Origin of the sequence: Xylanimonas oleitrophica (assembly GCF_003244315.1) — a bacterium.
Classification (GTDB): Bacteria; Actinomycetota; Actinomycetes; order Actinomycetales; family Cellulomonadaceae; genus Xylanimonas_A; species Xylanimonas_A oleitrophica.
In genome coordinates this window covers 188,030-203,830 of record NZ_QKWH01000001.1, presented here as the reverse complement: position 1 = coordinate 203,830, position 15,801 = coordinate 188,030, and the positions used below count along the sequence as shown (strand labels likewise).

General features: G+C 73.9%; 12 protein-coding genes and 1 tRNA gene. 5 read left to right on the top strand and 8 right to left on the bottom strand.

What is annotated here, in order from left to right:
* Positions 1–61: 61 nt before the first annotated feature.
* Positions 62–817 carry an SDR family NAD(P)-dependent oxidoreductase gene (locus tag DNL40_RS00980; protein WP_111249367.1) on the bottom strand — a complete coding sequence of 252 codons (756 nt, stop codon included), beginning with the start codon at positions 815–817 and terminating at the stop codon, positions 62–64.
* Between the two features lie 146 nt (positions 818–963).
* Between DNL40_RS00980 and DNL40_RS00975 the strand changes: the two genes are divergently transcribed.
* A complete protein-coding gene (locus DNL40_RS00975; RefSeq protein ID WP_111249366.1) occupies positions 964–1,842 on the top strand; it encodes an AraC family transcriptional regulator in 879 nt (292 codons plus the stop codon).
* A 140-nt stretch (positions 1,843–1,982) separates the two neighbouring features.
* Here the strand turns inward: DNL40_RS00975 and DNL40_RS00970 are convergent.
* The 3 genes from DNL40_RS00970 to DNL40_RS00960 all read right to left on the bottom strand — a co-directional run bounded on the left by DNL40_RS00970 (position 1,983) and on the right by DNL40_RS00960 (position 6,603).
* A tRNA-Met gene (locus DNL40_RS00970) sits at positions 1,983–2,059 on the bottom strand.
* A 122-nt stretch (positions 2,060–2,181) separates the two neighbouring features.
* Positions 2,182–5,256 (bottom strand): UPF0182 family membrane protein, encoded by a 3,075-nt coding sequence (locus DNL40_RS00965; protein ID WP_111249365.1) that lies wholly within the window; start codon positions 5,254–5,256, stop codon positions 2,182–2,184.
* A 192-nt stretch (positions 5,257–5,448) separates the two neighbouring features.
* The gene (locus DNL40_RS00960; RefSeq protein ID WP_342766627.1) at positions 5,449–6,603 is read right to left on the bottom strand and encodes a YlbL family protein; all 1,155 of its coding nucleotides are present in this window, start codon (positions 6,601–6,603) and stop codon (positions 5,449–5,451) included.
* A gap of 145 nt (positions 6,604–6,748) precedes the next feature.
* On the opposite strand from DNL40_RS00960, the gene DNL40_RS00955 reads away from it, so the two are divergent.
* Positions 6,749–8,173, top strand: coding sequence for a zinc-dependent metalloprotease (locus DNL40_RS00955; protein ID WP_111249363.1), 1,425 nt, complete (start codon positions 6,749–6,751; stop codon positions 8,171–8,173).
* 72 nt (positions 8,174–8,245) lie between these two features.
* Here the strand turns inward: DNL40_RS00955 and DNL40_RS00950 are convergent, their stop codons facing one another.
* Positions 8,246–8,785: a M48 metallopeptidase family protein gene (locus tag DNL40_RS00950; protein WP_245885551.1), complete on the bottom strand. Its 540-nt coding sequence runs from the start codon at positions 8,783–8,785 to the stop codon at positions 8,246–8,248.
* Between the two features lie 127 nt (positions 8,786–8,912).
* Here DNL40_RS00950 and DNL40_RS00945 point away from each other — a divergent pair, with 127 nt between their 5' ends.
* Positions 8,913–10,121, top strand: coding sequence for a ThiF family adenylyltransferase (locus DNL40_RS00945; protein WP_111249361.1), 1,209 nt, complete (start codon positions 8,913–8,915; stop codon positions 10,119–10,121).
* A gap of 28 nt (positions 10,122–10,149) precedes the next feature.
* On the opposite strand, the gene DNL40_RS00940 is transcribed toward DNL40_RS00945, so the two are convergent.
* Together DNL40_RS00940 and DNL40_RS00930 are read right to left on the bottom strand one after the other, a co-directional pair.
* On the bottom strand, positions 10,150–10,623 hold the full coding sequence (locus tag DNL40_RS00940) for a WhiB family transcriptional regulator (protein WP_281268404.1): 474 nt from the start codon (positions 10,621–10,623) through the stop codon (positions 10,150–10,152).
* Between the two features lie 546 nt (positions 10,624–11,169).
* Complete coding sequence (locus DNL40_RS00930; protein WP_111249359.1) at positions 11,170–13,230, bottom strand: ATP-dependent helicase; 2,061 nt, start codon at positions 13,228–13,230, stop codon at positions 11,170–11,172.
* 64 nt (positions 13,231–13,294) lie between these two features.
* Here DNL40_RS00930 and DNL40_RS00925 point away from each other — a divergent pair, with 64 nt between their 5' ends.
* The gene (locus DNL40_RS00925; protein WP_111249358.1) at positions 13,295–13,561 is read left to right on the top strand and encodes a mycoredoxin; all 267 of its coding nucleotides are present in this window, start codon (positions 13,295–13,297) and stop codon (positions 13,559–13,561) included.
* Between the two features lie 111 nt (positions 13,562–13,672).
* Here the strand turns inward: DNL40_RS00925 and nudC are convergent, their stop codons facing one another.
* A complete protein-coding gene (gene nudC / locus DNL40_RS00920) occupies positions 13,673–14,734 on the bottom strand; it encodes an NAD(+) diphosphatase (protein ID WP_245885550.1) in 1,062 nt (353 codons plus the stop codon).
* Between the two features lie 76 nt (positions 14,735–14,810).
* Between nudC and DNL40_RS00915 the strand changes: the two genes are divergently transcribed.
* Complete coding sequence (locus DNL40_RS00915) at positions 14,811–15,734, top strand: macrolide 2'-phosphotransferase (protein WP_111249357.1); 924 nt, start codon at positions 14,811–14,813, stop codon at positions 15,732–15,734.
* The last annotated feature ends 67 nt before the right edge of the window (positions 15,735–15,801 follow it).

Below are 15,801 nucleotides of genomic sequence, written 5' to 3'. Positions count from 1 at the left end.
GACGAGCCAGCCGGCACCGGCTCGGCCGCCGCGCCCAGCCGTCCGGTCACAGGTCGTCCGGTCACAGGTCGTGACCACCCGAGGCTTCGACGTCCTGGCCGGTGATCCAGCCGGCGTCGCCCGAGGTGAGGAACGCGATGACCTTGCCGACGTCCTCCGGCTCGCCGATCCTCCCCAGCGCGACCCGCGCGGCGAGGTCGGGGATGATCTCGGGGAAACGGGTGAACGCGTCGTCGCCGAGCCGGGTGCGCGTGACGCCGGGTGACACCGAGTTCACGCGGATACCGCGAGGAGCGAGCTCCTTGGCCAGGTATCGGGTCAGGACCACGAGGCCGCCCTTCATCGCCCCGTAGACCGAGTAGCCGACGGTCAGCCCGGTCGGGTGCGTCGAGGTGCTGGTCGTGTTGACGATGGCGCCGCCGTCTGCGACCAGGGGCACGAGCTCCTTGGTCAGGAAGAAGGGCGCCTTGAGCAGGATGCTCTGAAGTCGGTCCCAGAACTCCTCGGTCGCCTCCTCGAGGGTGGCGGCCGCGCCGACGCCCGCGTTGTTGACCAGCGACGTGATCCGTTCCTCCCCCCACCCGGCGAGCACCTGCGCGACACGCTCGCGGAACGCCGGGTACGACGAGATGTCGGCGACGTCCAGGCCGAGCGCTGCGGCACGCCCTCCCTGCTGCTCGATCTGCGCGACGACCTCCTGTGCGCCCTCCGGGTGACTGCGGTAGGTCACGATCACCGCCGCGCCGCGGCGCGCGATCTCCACGGCCGCCGCTTGCCCGATCCCCGCACTGCCGCCGATGACCAATGAGACGTCCACTGTGCGCTCCTCCTGTTGGCTGGTGCGACCAGCACACCACCCGAGCGCCCTGAGCCCTAGACGGATCGTCGCAGGCTCTTGCCTGATCCTGCTCGGATCGGTCGAATCGCGTAGGAGAGCGCCTACCCCGGTGCTTCAATCGCCGAATGGAGCTGGAAGACGTCTGCAGGCTCATCGACCGCCTCGCCGGCGCGGAGACGACGATCGTCGACGGCATCGTGGCCTCCCGGGTCGAGACCGAGGGCCCGCCGGAGGGATCCGTGACCGGCACGTCGTTCGTGCTCATGGCCCGCGGTTCGAAACGCATGGCGGTCGGCGAGCAGGTGTTCGAGTACGGCGCCGGGCAGTGCCTCGTCACATCCGTCGAGGTGCCTGTGATGGGCCACTTCTTCGGAGTGAGCGCGCGCCGGCCGGCGCTCGGCTTCGCCATGACCCTGCGGCCCGCGATCATCGCCGAGCTGCTGCTGGAGAGCCCTCCGTCACCGCGCGGCCCCGTGCCAGCCGGTATCGCGGTCGCCGACGCCTCGCCCGACGTGATCGATGCCGTGGGCCGGACGGTACGGCTCATCGAGAGGCCGCAGGACCGCGCGGTGCTGGGCGCGATCTTCGAACGGGAGCTGCACTGGCTGGCGCTCACCGGCCCGCTCGGCCCCGTGGTGCGCCAGCTCGGCCTCGCTGACAGCAGCCTCAGCCGTGTGGGGCACGCGGTGCGATGGATCCGCGAGCACTACGCCGATCCCTTCCGCATCGAGGATCTCGCACGGCTCGCCCGGATGAGTCCGTCGGCTTTTCATCGCAGCTTCCGCGCGATCACCGCGCTCAGCCCTGTCCAGTACCAGAAGCGGCTGCGCCTCCAGGAGGCGCGTGTGCGGCTCCTCGCCGACCCGAGCGACATCGCAGGTGCCGCCTACGCCGTCGGCTACGAGAGCGCGTCACAGTTCAGTCGCGAGTACCGTCGCCAGTTCGGCGCTCCCCCGTCCGTCGACGCCGCGCTGCTTCGCGAGGTCGGGCTGACCTCGACGTGAGCGTCGTGGGCGGGCTGCCGGGTCGAGCCGTCCGCGGGCTCGGTCGCGTTCGTCGGGGACGAGACCGGAGCCCGACAACGACGAAGGCCCCCAGGGAATCCCTGGGGGCCTTCGTTCAGAACCACTCTCGTGATCCTGTGTGGTAGCGGGGGCAGGATTTGAACCTGCGACCTCTGGGTTATGAGCCCAGCGAGCTACCGAGCTGCTCCACCCCGCGTCGACTCCCTGAACATTACGCCATGTCCGCCCCAGGTCCAAATCGGCGCCTGAGGCAAAACCGCAGGTCGGGGCCTGCGTGCGACGAGCGTCACACCCAGACCCCGACCTGCGGCCCGGATGTCAGCCTCCCGCACCGTCCAGCGCGTCCTCCGCTGCCACGGCCCGCTCCAGGGCGGCCTGGAGCCGCTCCTGCGCCTGGCCGTAGGCGGCGAAGTCGCCCTGCTGGAGAGCCTGCTGACCGGCCTGCATGGCGGCGTTGGCCTCCTGCAGCGCCGAGTCGAGCTCGGCCCGCGGGTCGCCCGGCGCTGCCGGGGCCGGGGCCGGAGCCGTGTCGGTCGGCTCCGGCTCGGTCGTCTCCGTCGGCGTGGGCTGCGTGGGCTCAGCCGTCGGCTCCGCCGCCGGGCTGCCCAGGTCGGTGCCCGGGTCCGCCGGTGTGATCGGCGCCTCGTCCTCGGCCTCGCCACCGGCGTCACCGGCAGCCGCACCCGAGTCGCCCCCGAACACCTGGTCCAGGGCCTCGTCGAGCGTCGCGGCGTACCCGGTCTGGTCACCGAAGGCGACGAGCACGCGGCGCAGCAGCGGGAACTGCGTGCCGGTGGCGGACTGGATGTACACCGGCTGGACGTACAGCAGGCCGCCGCCCACGGGCAGCGTCAGCTGGTTGCCGCGCACCACGCTCGAGGAACCGCGCTCCAGGATGTTGAGCTGCTCGGAGATGATCGGGTTGGAGTCGAAGTTGTTCTGCACCTGGCCCGGACCGGGGACGGTCAGGTCTCGGGGCAGCTCCAGGAGCCTCAGCCGGCCGTAGTCGGGGGACTTCTCCCCCGCAGTCGACCCTGCCTCCGCGTCCGCGGCGAGGAACCCGGTGAGGATCTCGCGGTCGGAGTTGCCACCCGGGATGAACGTCGACGTCAGGGAGAACGACGACTGCTCCTGGCCCGGCATCTGCAGCGTCAGGTAGTACGGCGGCTGCAGGGGCTTGGGCTCCGTCTGGACCGTGGGGTCCTGCGGGTTGCGCCAGAAGTCCTGGCCCGAGAAGAACTGGCCGGGCTCGGTCACGTGGTACTGCGTGAGCAGCGACCGCTGGACCTTGAACAGGTCCTCCGGGTAGCGCAGGTGGCTCATCAGGTCGCCCGAGATGTCCGCCAGGGGGCGCACGGAGCCGGGGAACACGTTCTCCCAGGCCTGCAGCATCGGGTCCTCGGGCTCCCACGCGTAGAGCGTCACAGAGCCGTCGTAGGCGTCCACGGTCGCCTTGACCGAGTTGCGGATGTAGTTGACCTCCTGCGGCAGCTCCACCGGCAGGCCCTGGGCCTGCGCGGTGAGGGTGTCCGCGGTGGACTCACGCATCGGCGTCGAGGTCGAGTACGGGTACGCGTTCGTGGTGGTGTAGGCGTCCACGATCCACTTGACGCGACCGTCGACCACCGCGGGGTACACGCGGTTGTCGAGGGTGAGCCACGGCGCGACCTTGGCCACGCGCTGCTGCGGGTCACGGTCGTAGAGGATCTGCGACTCGCTCGTGACGCGCTCGGAGAACAGGATCTCCTGCGAGCCGAACTTCAGCGCGTACAGCACCTTGGACAGGAACGAGCCGACGCTCGGGCCGGCCGTGCGCTCCTGGGTGGGGAACGTGTAGTTGACCTGACCGCCACCCTCGGCGTCGTCCGCCTGGTAGTCGAGCTCCCACGGCGTGGAGCCCTCGGGGGCACCGACGATCGAGTACGTGGTGGTGGCCGGGCTGAAGTAGATGCGCGGCTCGTAGCCGCCCTCGAACATGTCGGTCAGCGCGCCCTGGGTGGGGATGCCGCCCTCGAAGAACGCGGGCCGGCCGTCGGGGCCCGGCTGGTTGCCGTAGGCGGCGACGACGCCGTAGCCGTGCGTGAACACGGTGTGGTCGTTGACCCAGTTGCGCTGGTTGTTGCCCAGGCCGTCGAGGTTGAGCTCGCGCACCGCGATCACGGTGTCGCGCGACTCCCCGTCCACCGTGTAGCGGTCCACGGCCAGGTTGTTCGTGAAGTTGTAGTACTGCTTGTTCTGCTGCAGCTGGCGGAACGAGGGGCTGACCACCTGCGGGTCGAGCAGCCGCACCGACGCCGTGGTCTCGGCGTCCTCGCGCAGCGCGCCCGCCTCCGCCTGGGTGGTGGCGTCGTACTGCTGCGTCTCCACGTTGTCGAGCCCGAACGCCTTGTGCGTCGCGTCGATGTTGCGCTGGATGTACTCGGCCTCGTACTCCTGCGCGTTCGGGGTCACCTGGAAGCGCTGCACGACGGCGGGGTAGATGCCGCCGATCGCCACGGCGGAGACCACCATGAGGCCGACGCCGATGGCCGGCAGGCGCCAGTTGCCGCGGAACGCGGCCACCACGAACGTGGCTGCCACGAGCAGCGCGACACCGGTGAGGATCGCCTTGGAGGGGATCACCGCGTGCACGTCGGCGTAGGAGGCGCCATCGAACCGGTCACCGGAGGACAGCAGGATCGAGTACCGGTCGAGCCAGTAGTTCGCGGCGATCAGCAGCATGAACACGGCTGCGAGCACCGACAGGTGGATGCGCGCCGCACGGGTGGTGCGCGCCGTCCCGTCGGGCACGGGGCCCACACGCAGACCGCCGTACAGGTAGTGGGTGACCAGCGCGGCGATGGCCGAGACGACCACCACGGCCATGAGCATGCTGACGGCGAAGCGCAGCGCGGGGAGCTGGAAGACGTAGAAGCCCACGTCGAGCCCGTGCTGCGGGTCGGTGGTGCCGAACGGCACGGAGTTCAGGGCCAGCAGCACGGTGCGCCACTGCGCGGCCGCGGCCACACCGGCGAAGAACCCGACGACCAGCGGGGCGGCGATCGTCACCACGCGGCGCAGCGGCTCGACCGCCTCGCGGTACTGGTCCAGCGTGGCCTGCTCCGGCGTCGACGGCGCGTACACCGGCCGGGACCGGTACGCGGCGGAGAACGACCAGAACACGACGCTGGCCATGAGCACGAACGCGACGGCGAACAGGGCGGCCCGGGCGATCCACTGCGTCCACACGACCCGACCGAAGTCGAGCGCCTGGAACCACATGATCTCGGTCCAGAACTGCGCCAGGATCAGCAGCGCCGCGACGATGGCCGCGAGCACCACGAGCGCGACGACGAGCGGGCTGCGGCCTCGCCGTGGCGGCGGGCTGGGACGACGGGGTGGGGCGAACGACACAGGTACCTCGCTGGGGTGGATCAGGTGTCGCGCGTGTGCACGACCGGTAAGGGGAACGTCTGTGGTCCGCCCCAGGTTCCCACCGTTCGCCCGCGCACGTCAGCCGGTGGCCGTCGTGCCGCGTGGCAGAGGCCTGCCGCACCGCCGCTGCCGGTGCCCGGAAGCGCCCGGCAGGACGCTCCGCAACCGCCGTCAGGAGCAGGTGGGCAGCGCCTCGCCGCGGCCTGCGCCGATGGCCTCGACGGCGTCGCGCGCCTCGGCCAGCGTGGCCACCCGCACCACGCGCAGCCCCTCCGGCACCTCGCCCACCACCTGCGGGCAGTTGTCCGCCGGGGCCAGGAACCAGGCCGCTCCGTCACGCACCGCGCCGCGCAGCTTCTGCTCGATGCCCCCGATGGGCCCCACCGCGCCGTCGACGTCCATGGTGCCGGTGCCCGCCACCACCTGGCCCTGCAGCTCGTCCTCGGGCGTGAGCACGTCGATGATCGCCAGGGCGAACATCATCCCGGCGCTCGGCCCGCCGATGTCCTCGATGCGGATCGAGACGTCGATCGGGAAGTCGTACTGCGAGCTGACGAGGATGCCGAGGGCGGCACGCGAGCCGCCGTCCGTCGTCGTGATCGTCAGGTCCTGCGGGCGCCCGTCGCGCTCGACACCGAGCACGACGTCGTCGCCGGGCGTGACCTGGTCCAGCTCGCCCAGCAGGTCGGCGTGCGTGGCCACCGGTCGCCCGTCGAGGCTGCGCACGACGTCGCCCTCCTCGACGACCCCAGCCGCCCCCGACCCCTCTGGCGTGCCGGCGACGGTCAGCGTGGCCGGCACGTCGTACCCCAGCTCGGTGAGGGCCGCGGCCGTCGCGTTCTCCTGCGAGCTGGTCATCTGCGCGGCGCTCTCCTCGCGCTGCTGCTCCTGCGTGACCCCGGCGGGGAACACGGCCTCCACCGGCAGCGCCGCCCGCGCCGGGGACGCCCACGCGGCGAGCACGTCACCGGCGTACACGTTGCTGACCGGGCCGCCGCCCACCGAGACCGTGGTCAGCCGCAGCTGGCCCGACGCCGGGTAGGTCTCGGCGCCCTCGATCTCCACCAGGGGCATCTCGCGCGCGTCCTGCCCCGAGCCGACGCGCTGCGAGCCCAGGGTGTCCTCCGTGGGGCCCGGCGCCCGGACGGCGTAGCCGGTGGGCAGCACGAGGGCCACGGCGGACAGCAGGGCGGTGGCCAGGAGCGAGGCGCTCAGCACCAGGGCGCGCGGCCCCACCGGGGCAGGGGCAGCCGGCTCGGGGAAGCCCACGGAGCCGTTGTCCTCGCCACCCAGGCCGGCACCGGTACGGGGGTCGGTCGACGTCACCCGCCCATCATCCCCGCTCCGCCTGGGAACCTGCCCCACCGCGGCCCTCCCCGGCGCCGGTGCGCTGTGGGCGAAAGCCGCCACCGGGCACCCCACGGCCCCCGCCGCCCTGGTTACGGTGAGGACCGACGCGAGGAGCCCACCCATGAACCATCCCGACGACGACGAGCGCCGTCTGCGCGAGCTGCTGGGCCAGCTGTTCGGCGACCGCGCCGACGAGGTCATCGCCCAGATGCGCGCGCAGGGCATCGACCCGGCAGCCCTGGCCGGCGGCGGCGCCATGCCCGACCCGGCGACGATGCAGCACGTCCTGGCGCAGGTGCAGCGCATGCTGTCCGCCTCGGGCGACGGTCCCGTCAACACCGACGTCGCGCACGACCTCGCCCGCCAGGTCGCGGTCGCGGAGGGCGACCCGTCCCTGACGGGCACCCAGGCGCGGCAGGCGACCGACGCCCTCACCGTCGCCGAGCTGTGGCTCGACGCCGCCACGACCCTGCCGCCGTCGGGCGGCCAGAAGCACGCCTGGAGCCGCTCCGAGTGGGTCGAGGCCACGCTGCCCGCGTGGAACCGCCTCGTCGCCCCCGTCGCCGCGTCCATGGCCGACGCCCTGGCCACCGTGCTGGCCGACCAGCTCCCCGGCGACCTCGACGTCAGCCTCGAGCTGCCCGGCCTGCCCGCCGGCGCCCTCGGGCCCTCCGGGCTCGGCCTCGAGCAGCTCGGCCTCGGCGGCCTCGACCCCGCCCAGCTGCTGCGCCGCCTGGGTGCCGCGGCCTTCGGCATGCAGGTGGGCCAGGCTGCCGGCACCCTCTCGCGGGAGGTGTTCGGCGCCACCGACGTGGGCCTGCCGCTGCTGCCCGGCCCCGGCACGGTGCTGATGCCCACCAACGTCGCCGCGTTCGCCGACGGCCTCGACGCCCCCGCCGACGAGGTGCGGCACTTCCTCGCCGTGCGCGAGGCCGCCCACGCCCGCCTGTTCACCCACGTGCCGTGGGTGCGCTCGCACCTGACCGGGCTCGTCGAGCAGTACGCGCGCGGCATCACCATCGACCTCGACACCCTCGAGGAGCAGGTGCGGGACGTCGAGGTGTCCGACCCCGAGGCGCTGCGCCGGGCGCTCGCGGGCGGCGGCATCTTCGGCCTGCAGCCCACCCCCGAGCAGCAGGCCACCCTGCTGCGCCTGGAGACGGCGCTCGCCCTCGTAGAGGGGTGGGTGGACGAGGTCAGCGCCCAGGCCGCCCTGCCGCACCTGCCGCACGCCGTGCCGCTGCGCGAGATGCTGCGGCGCCGTCGGGCCGCGGGCGGGCCGGCCGAGCAGACCTTCTCCTCCCTGGTCGGGCTGGAGCTGCGGCCCCGCCGCTCGCGCGACGCGGCCGCGCTGTTCGCGCACGTGGCCGTCGCGGGCGGCCCCGAGGGGCGCGACCACGTCTGGGACCACCCAGACCTGCTGCCCGGCCCCGGCGACCTCGACGACCCCGCCGGCTACCTCGCACGCCGCGAGGCGCAGGCCACGGCCCACTCCGACGTCGACGAGGCGCTCGCACAGATCCTGGGCGACGACGACCAGCACTGACCGGCACCGACCGGCACCGACCGGTCCTGACCGGCCCGTTCCCCGGGCCCGGCCAGACCTCGGACACCGAGGTCAGACGTCGGCGCCCGGGGGCTCGTCCTGGACGAAGCTCACGCCCTCCAGGAACCCCCGCGCCCGGTCCGTGCGCGGGTAGCCCTCCAGGAGCCGCCAGAACTCCGGGCCGTGCCCCGGGTGCAGCAGGTGGGCCAGCTCGTGCAGCAGCACGTAGTCCAGCACCCACGACGGCATGCCCTGCAACCGGGTGGAGATGCGGATCGAGCCGTCCACCAGGGTGCACGAGCCCCAGCGCCGGCCCTGGTTGGCCGACCAGCGCACGCTCGTGGGCCGCGCCGCCCCCGCCAGGTAGCGCTCCGACAGGTCCCGGGCCCGAGCCACCAGCTCGTCGTCCGACGGCCGCCGACGGCGCTCCTTGTGCTCCAGGCGGGCCAGCATCTTGGCGACCCACTCCTGCTCCTGGGCACGCGAGAAGCGCGCCGGGATCGCGACGATCGTGCGATCGCCGTCGCGGTAGGCGCTCACGGTGGCGGTCCGCCGTCGGCTGCGGCGCACCTCCACGGACGTCTCGACGGACGCCGGCGCGTCATGGGCCACTCCCCGACCGTACCTAACAAACCCCAAGGTTGTGGTGAGAGACACATCGAGACGCGCACGGCACGCGGCTCACGTGGGCTGTGGACGACGCACGAGCCGCGCCCGCAGGCACTGGCACGCTGACCGCATGCCACCCGTCGCCCCGCCTCCGGCCGCCCCACCCCCGCTCACCACGACCGCCGCCCAGGCACCGGCGGCACCCGCCGTACCGCCCACCGGCCGGCGCGCACACCCCGCGCCCCCGCTCGACGACGTCCGGCTGCGGCCCGGCACCCCCGTGCTCGACCGCGGCCACGGCGAGGTCCAGCTCGGCACCGACCCCCGCTGGGCCGTGCGCGTGGGCGGTCTCGACGACGCCGAGGTGGCCTGGCTCCGCGAGCTCGCCGTCCGCCGCCACACCTCGCCGACGGCCGCCGCCCGACGCCGCGGCATCGACCCCGGCCGCCGCGACGAGATCGCCCTCCTGCTCCACCACGGCGGGTTCCTCCAGCACACCGGCACCACCGACCGGCAGCCCCCCGCGGTCGCCACCGTGACCGCGACCGCCGACGGCGCCGCCGACTCCCCCACGCTCGGTGCCCTGCGCGCCGACGGGGCCGGTCGCGCGACGCTCGCCACCCGCGCTCGGCGGTGCGTGGGCGTCGCCGGGCTCGGCCGCACGGGTGCCGCCGTCGCCCTGCACCTGGCCACCGCGGGCGTGGGCACCCTCGTGCTCCAGGACGCCTCGCCCGTGCAGACCACCGACCTGGGGCTCGGCGCCTACCGCCCCGGCGACGTCGGACGTCCTCGTCACGAGACCCTCGCCGCCACGCTGGCGCAGGTGGCACCGCGCTGCCGCGTGCGGACCGACGGCGCTCCCGACGTCGTCGTGCTCGTCGAGACGCACTCCCCCGCGCCCGCCCGCTACGCACGGCTCGTCGGCGAGGGGGTGCCGCACCTGCCGGTCACCGTGCGGGAGGCCGACGTCGTCGTCGGACCCTTCGTGCTGCCCGGCACCACCGCGTGCGCGCGGTGCGCCGACCTGCACCGCACCGACGACGACCCCGTGTGGCCCGCGCTGGCCGCACAGCTCAGAGGAGGGACCGAGCCGCCCCAGGAGACGACGCTCGCGGCAGCCGGGGCGAGCCTCGCCTGCGCCCAGGTGCTCGCCCACCTCGACGGGTTGCGGCCGACGTCGGCCGGGGCCCTGCTCGAGGTGGCGCTGCCCGAGACGTTGCCCGAGGTGCGGCGGGTACCACCCCACCCGCGGTGCGGGTGCACGACGCTGAGGCCGGCAGCACGGGCGCTCGGCCCTGCGGGGCCCCGTCGACAGGATGAGCACCAGGCCGGCGCCTGAGCCTCACCCAGGAGATCCCGGGTGAGGCTCAGGCGGCCGCCGTCCGCGACTCGGCGGGCACGACCGAGGCCGCGCTCACGGCCGGCACGGCGGCCGGCGACGGCGACGGCGCCGGCGAGGGCGCCGTCGCCGCGGGAGCCGCGGCCGCCTGCTCCGTCTTGCGCGGCCGGCCACGGCCGCGCTTGCGCGCCACGACGGCGCCGTCGACGAACACCTCGCCACCCCACACGCCCCACGGCTCGGCGCGCTCGATCGCGCCCTCCAGGCAGCCGGCCTGCAGCGGGCAGGTGCGGCACAGCGCCTTGGCCTGCTCCACCTGCGCGGTGTGCTCGGCGAACCAGAGCTCGGGGTCGTTGGTACGGCAGGGCAGCATGCCCTGCAGCAGCGAGTCGAAGGCGACCTTGTCGGCCGCCGCGGTGGGTACGGGTTGGTGCGGGGTCCAGGCGGCGGTCCCGGGAGCCGTCTCCAGGTGCCGCTCGTCCAGCAGGTGCGCGAGACGCACGATGTCCTCCGTCAGGTTCTCAAACGAACGTCGTTGTGTGCGTTCAGGACCTGCGGTGGACCTCTGGTGGTACCAGTGGTCCCGGTGACCTGGCCCGGTGAGGGCCGGTTCCCGTCCTCGAAAAGACGAAGGCCGCGGATCCTGGGTGGACTCCGCGGCCTGGTTCCGGCTTAAGCCGGTTGCCCCCAGGGTACGGAGTCGGGTGCGAGAGCGAGATCGACGTGTCCCGGTCGCTTGCCGTGAAGCTGCGTCAGGGCAGAGGTGTCCCCTGCCACGCCGGACGTGCCCACCAGCCCACGCATGCGGAACGGAACGGTCCGCAGGGAGCCGTAGCTCGCGTTCAGGCCGTTCGTCGACACGGTGTTCTTCAAGATCTCCATCGCTGCACCCACCTCCTCACTGTTCTCGGGCTCGCACCTCTCGGCGCGCGCCCCCGGTCAAGGACTCTCCGAGGATAGACCGCCACCCCCAGAGCGCCACATCTTTTTTCGGGTGTTTTTTCCGGCCCCTCCGCAGGACCCCGCGAGCCACCCGCAGGAACGGCTCTCAGGAGCCGCCGTCGGAGGCCCCCGAGGCCGCCTGCGCGACGATGGCGAGCACGGACTCGCCGTACTTGTCGATCTTGGCAGGGCCGATGCCGTTGACGCGGGCGAGCTGCATCGTGGACGTCGGGCGGATCTCCGCGATGGCCGCGAGCGTCGCGTCCGACAGCACCGTGTACGCCGGCTTGTCCGTCTCCTGCGCCACCGAGCGGCGCCACTCGCGCAGCGCGTCGAACAGCGCGACGTCGTGCTCGCCCGTCAGCAGGTCACGGGCCTGCCCCTTCTTGGCCCGGGGCGTGCGGGAGCGGTCTGCAGGGTCGTCCGGCCACAACCCGTCGAAGAACCGCGTGCGCTTGCGCGACGCCCGCCCGCCCGGGTTGCGGGAACGGGCGAACGACACCTCCAGGTGCACGCGCGCACGGGTGACCCCCACGTAGAGCAGGCGGCGCTCCTCCGCCACCGCCTCGTCCGTCTCCGCCAGCGAGATGGGCATGAGCCCCTCGCTCATCCCTGCCAGGAACACGGCGTCCCACTCCAGACCCTTGGCCGCGTGCAGCGACGCGAGAGTCACACCCTCGACCGTGGGGGCGTGCTGCGCCGCCGAGCGCTCCTCCAGCTCCGCCACCAGCGTCGCGATCGTCGCCGGCTCTCCGTCGGCTCCCGGCGCACGCGCGAGGTCGTCCGCGAGCGCCACCAGGGCCTGCATCGAGTCCCAGCGCTCCCGGGCGGCACCCCGGGCGGCGGGCGGCTTCTCCGACCAGCCCGCCGTGGTCAGCACGTCGCGCACCTGCTCCGGCATCGGCTGGTCCGGGTCGGCGGAGCGGGCGGCGCCGCGCAGCAGCACGATCGCGTCGCGGACCTCCTTGCGCTGGAAGAACCGCTCGCCACCGCGCACCTGGTAGCCGATCCCGGCGTCGGACAGGGCGGCCTCGAAGGCCTCGGACTGCGCGTTGGTGCGGTACAGCACCGCGATCTCGCTCGGGCGGGTGCCCGCGGCGATGAGCCGGCCCGCCCGGGCGGCGATGCCCGCGGCCTCCGACTCGTCGTCGTCGTAGGTGGTGAAGCCGACCGGAGGGCCGGCGGGGCGCTGGGCGCGCAGCTCGAGCGCCCCGGTCACCCGGCCGCGGCGCAGCACCTCGTTGGCCAGGTGCACCACCTGCGGGGTGGAGCGGTAGTCACGCACCAGGCGGATCTCCTGCGCGTCCTTGAACCGCCGGCGGAAGTCGAGCAGGTACCGCGGGGTGGCGCCGGTGAACGAGTAGATGGTCTGGGACGGGTCGCCGACGACGCACAGCTCCCTGCGGTCCCCCAGCCACTGGTCCAGGAGGAACTGCTGCAGCGGCGAGACGTCCTGGTACTCGTCGACGACGAAGTGGCGGTACTGCGAGCGCACCTCGTCGGCCACCGACCGGTTCTCCGCCAGGATGCCGGCGAGGATCTGCAGCACGTCCTCGAAGTCGATGACGCCGCGCTCGTTCTTCACGTCCTCGTACGCGGTGGCCAGCCGGGCGACGGTCTGCAGGTCGTACCCGGCGGGCGCCGGGCGGCCGTCGGTCAGGGCGCGGCGCACGTAGTCGTCCGGGCTGACGAGGGACACCTTGGCCCACTCGATCTCCGAGGCGAGGTCGCGGACCGCCACGCGGTCGACGCTGATGCCGATGCGCCGTGCCGCCTCCGCCACGGCGGGAGCCTTGTACTCGGCGATGCGCGACGGCGCCCCGCCGATGACGCGCGGCCAGAAGTACGAGAGCTGGCGCAGCGCGGCCGCGTGGAAGGTGCGGGCCTGCACGCCCGCGACACCCAGCTCGCGCAGACGGGTGCGCATCTCCCCCGCAGCACGCGCCGTGAAGGTCACCGCCAGCACCGACGTCGGCTTGTACACGCCCGTGCGCACCCCGTAGGCGATGCGGTGCGTGATCGCGCGGGTCTTGCCCGTCCCGGCGCCCGCGAGCACGACGACAGGCCCCCTGAGCGCGGTGGCGACCTCCCGCTGCTCGGGGTCGAGCGCCTCGAGGATCGCGTCGGGATGGCCTGCGGGCAGAGAAGAGTTGGTCTGGGTGGACATCGGTTGCGATTCTTGCAGCCGCGCCCGACACCGCGAGCCCACCGTCCCCAGGGAGGACCACCGCATGACCGCCCAGCCCACGCTCCCCGCGCCCGGCACCATCACGATGTACTCGACGGCGTGGTGCGGCTACTGCCGCCGGCTGCGCACCCAGCTCGACTCCGAGGGCATCGGCTACCAGGTGATCGACATCGAGGAGCAGCCCGAGACGGCCGAGTACGTCGAGCAGGTCAACGGCGGCAACCGGACGGTCCCGACGGTCGTGTACCCCGACGGCTCGGCGGCGACCAACCCGTCGCTGCAGGACGTCAAGAAGGCCCTCGCCGTCTGACGACGCCCCCTCACCCCGTTGTGGGCGGGAGACTCGCCGCAGAACCCTCGGTCCTGCGGCGAGTCTCCCGCCCACAACGTTCGGGGTGCGCGCCACGTCGAGGCGCGGTGCTCACCAGGTGGACGGCAGCTCCTCGCCGTACCACTCCTCGATCAGCGCCCGCGCGATGGACACCCGGCCCGGCAGCAGCACATCGCCCGCCTCGACCGCCGCCAGCAGCTCCGCCCGCGTGAACCAGCGTGCCGCCGTGACCTCCACGCCGTCGGGCGCGACGTCGCCCGCCCGCCCCGCGACCCGCGCGCGGAAGCCCACCATCAGCGACGCCGGGAACGGCCACGCCTGCGAGCCGCGGTAGACGACGTCCCCGGGCCCGTCCGCCACCGTGACCCGCACCTCCTCGGCCACCTCGCGGCGCACCGCCTGCTCCAGGCTCTCCCCCGGCTCCACGAACCCGGCCAGCGTCGAGTAGCGCCCGGGCGGCCAGTGCGCCGCGTGCCCCAGCAGGATCCGGTCCGCGTCGTCGACCACCGCCATGATCACCGCCGGGTCGGTGCGCGGGTACAGCTCGCGCTCCTCCACCGGGCACCAGCGCACCCACCCCGCGCGGCGCACCTGGGTCGGTGCCCCGCAGCGCGGGCAGTGGCGGTGCACCGCGTGCCAGTTGACCAGCGCCACCGCCTCCGTCGCCAGCCCCTGCTGCAGCTCGTCCAGCCCTTCGAGCCCTCGCAGACCGAGCCAGCCGTCCGCCCCCTGCGCGGCATGACCCGCGAGCCTCTCGACGCCGTCGAGCACCGCCAGCGCGTCCGCCGTGGGGGGCAGCGCCAGCACCACGTAGGCCGCGCCGTCGTGCGTGCCGAGGAACAGCCACGACGGCGGCTCCTGCGCCGGCGGGGCGTCGCGCACGACGTCGGACGGCTCGTCCGCGGCGTCCGGCCGCGGCTGCGGCGCCGGCCCCGCGTCCGCCGGGGCCGGCAGCCCCGTCGGAGGCACCACCACCAGCCGTGACGGACCCGCCACCGCGAACCGGTCGCCGTGCATCACCAGCACCCGCGTCGCCGGGTCCCGGTGCAGGCGCGGGAGCAGGTCCTCCTCACGGCGCTCGGCGGCACGGTCGTGGACCGCACGGGCGAGCGGCAGGTCCAGGGCGGGCACGGGAGGCAGAGGGATGGCCACTACCTGACCGTAACCCGGGCACCGACACACCACCCCGGAGTCCCCAGCACCCCCGCGACGCCGCTACCGTGAACGGGTGCCACGCTCACCCCTCACGCTCGCCGCGCTCTCCACGGCGGCCGTGCCGGGCCTCGACGCCCGGTCGGTCCGCTCCGAGGAGGTGCCCGGCGACTACGACGTCGCCGTCGTCACGGCGGCCGACGGCACCGAGTGGGAGGTCCGCGCCCCACGCTCCACCATGGCCGGCGCCGCGCTCGAGGCCGAGACAGAGCTGCTCGAGGCGCTCCACCTGTACCACGAGGCCGGCGTGCTGCCCTTCGCCGTGCCCCGCACCGCGGGGTCGGCACCGCTGCCCGAGGGCGGGCGCGCCGTCGTGCACAAGCACCTGTCCGGGACGGCGCTCGACATCGAGTCGCTCACCCCCGGGCCCGGGCTCGCCGCCGACATCGGCCGCACCCTCGCCGCCGTCCACGAGCTGCCCGTCTCCGTCGTCGAGTCGTGCGGGCTGCCCTCGTACACCGCCGAGGAGTACCGCGAGCGCCGGCTCGTCGAGCTGGACGAGGCCGCCGCCACCGGACGGGTGCCCACGGCGCTGCTGCGGCGCTGGGAGGCCGCGCTCGAGGACGTCGCCCTGTGGCGGTTCAGGCCCGTCGTCGTGCACGGCGACCTCGCCGCAGACCAGGTGCTCGTCACCGGGTCGCGCGTCGCGGCCGTCACCGGCTGGTCCGACGCCCGCGTCGCCGACCCGGCCGACGACCTCGCCTGGCTGCTGGTGGCCGCCCCTCCCGAGGCGGTGGACTCGATCATGGAGGCGTACCAGCTGCGCCGCACCGAGCTGCAGGACCCGCGGCTCGTGGACCGGGCGCTGCTCGTGGGTGAGCTGGCCCTGGCGCGCTGGCTGCTGCACGGCGTGCGGCACCACCTCGACGACGTCGTGGAGGACGCCGTGGCGATGCTGACGGACCTGGACGAGGCCACCCGCGAGGACGACACCGCCTGAGGGGCCCAGGCAGGAGGCCCCGGCCCGCAGCAGCAGAACCGCAGCCGCAGCGCCCAGGCGTCCTGCT

What these genes read in the sequence shown, in the direction of transcription:
- DNL40_RS00975 (WP_111249366.1), top strand. Translation starts at nt 964, where the DNA reads ATGGAGCTGGAAGACGTCTGCAGGCTCATCGACCGCCTCGCCGGCGCG.
- DNL40_RS00955 (WP_111249363.1), top strand. Translation starts at nt 6,749, where the DNA reads ATGAACCATCCCGACGACGACGAGCGCCGTCTGCGCGAGCTGCTGGGC.
- DNL40_RS00945 (WP_111249361.1), top strand. Translation starts at nt 8,913, where the DNA reads ATGCCACCCGTCGCCCCGCCTCCGGCCGCCCCACCCCCGCTCACCACG.
- DNL40_RS00930 (WP_111249359.1), bottom strand. Translation starts at nt 13,230, where the DNA reads ATGTCCACCCAGACCAACTCTTCTCTGCCCGCAGGCCATCCCGACGCG.
- DNL40_RS00925 (WP_111249358.1), top strand. Translation starts at nt 13,295, where the DNA reads ATGACCGCCCAGCCCACGCTCCCCGCGCCCGGCACCATCACGATGTAC.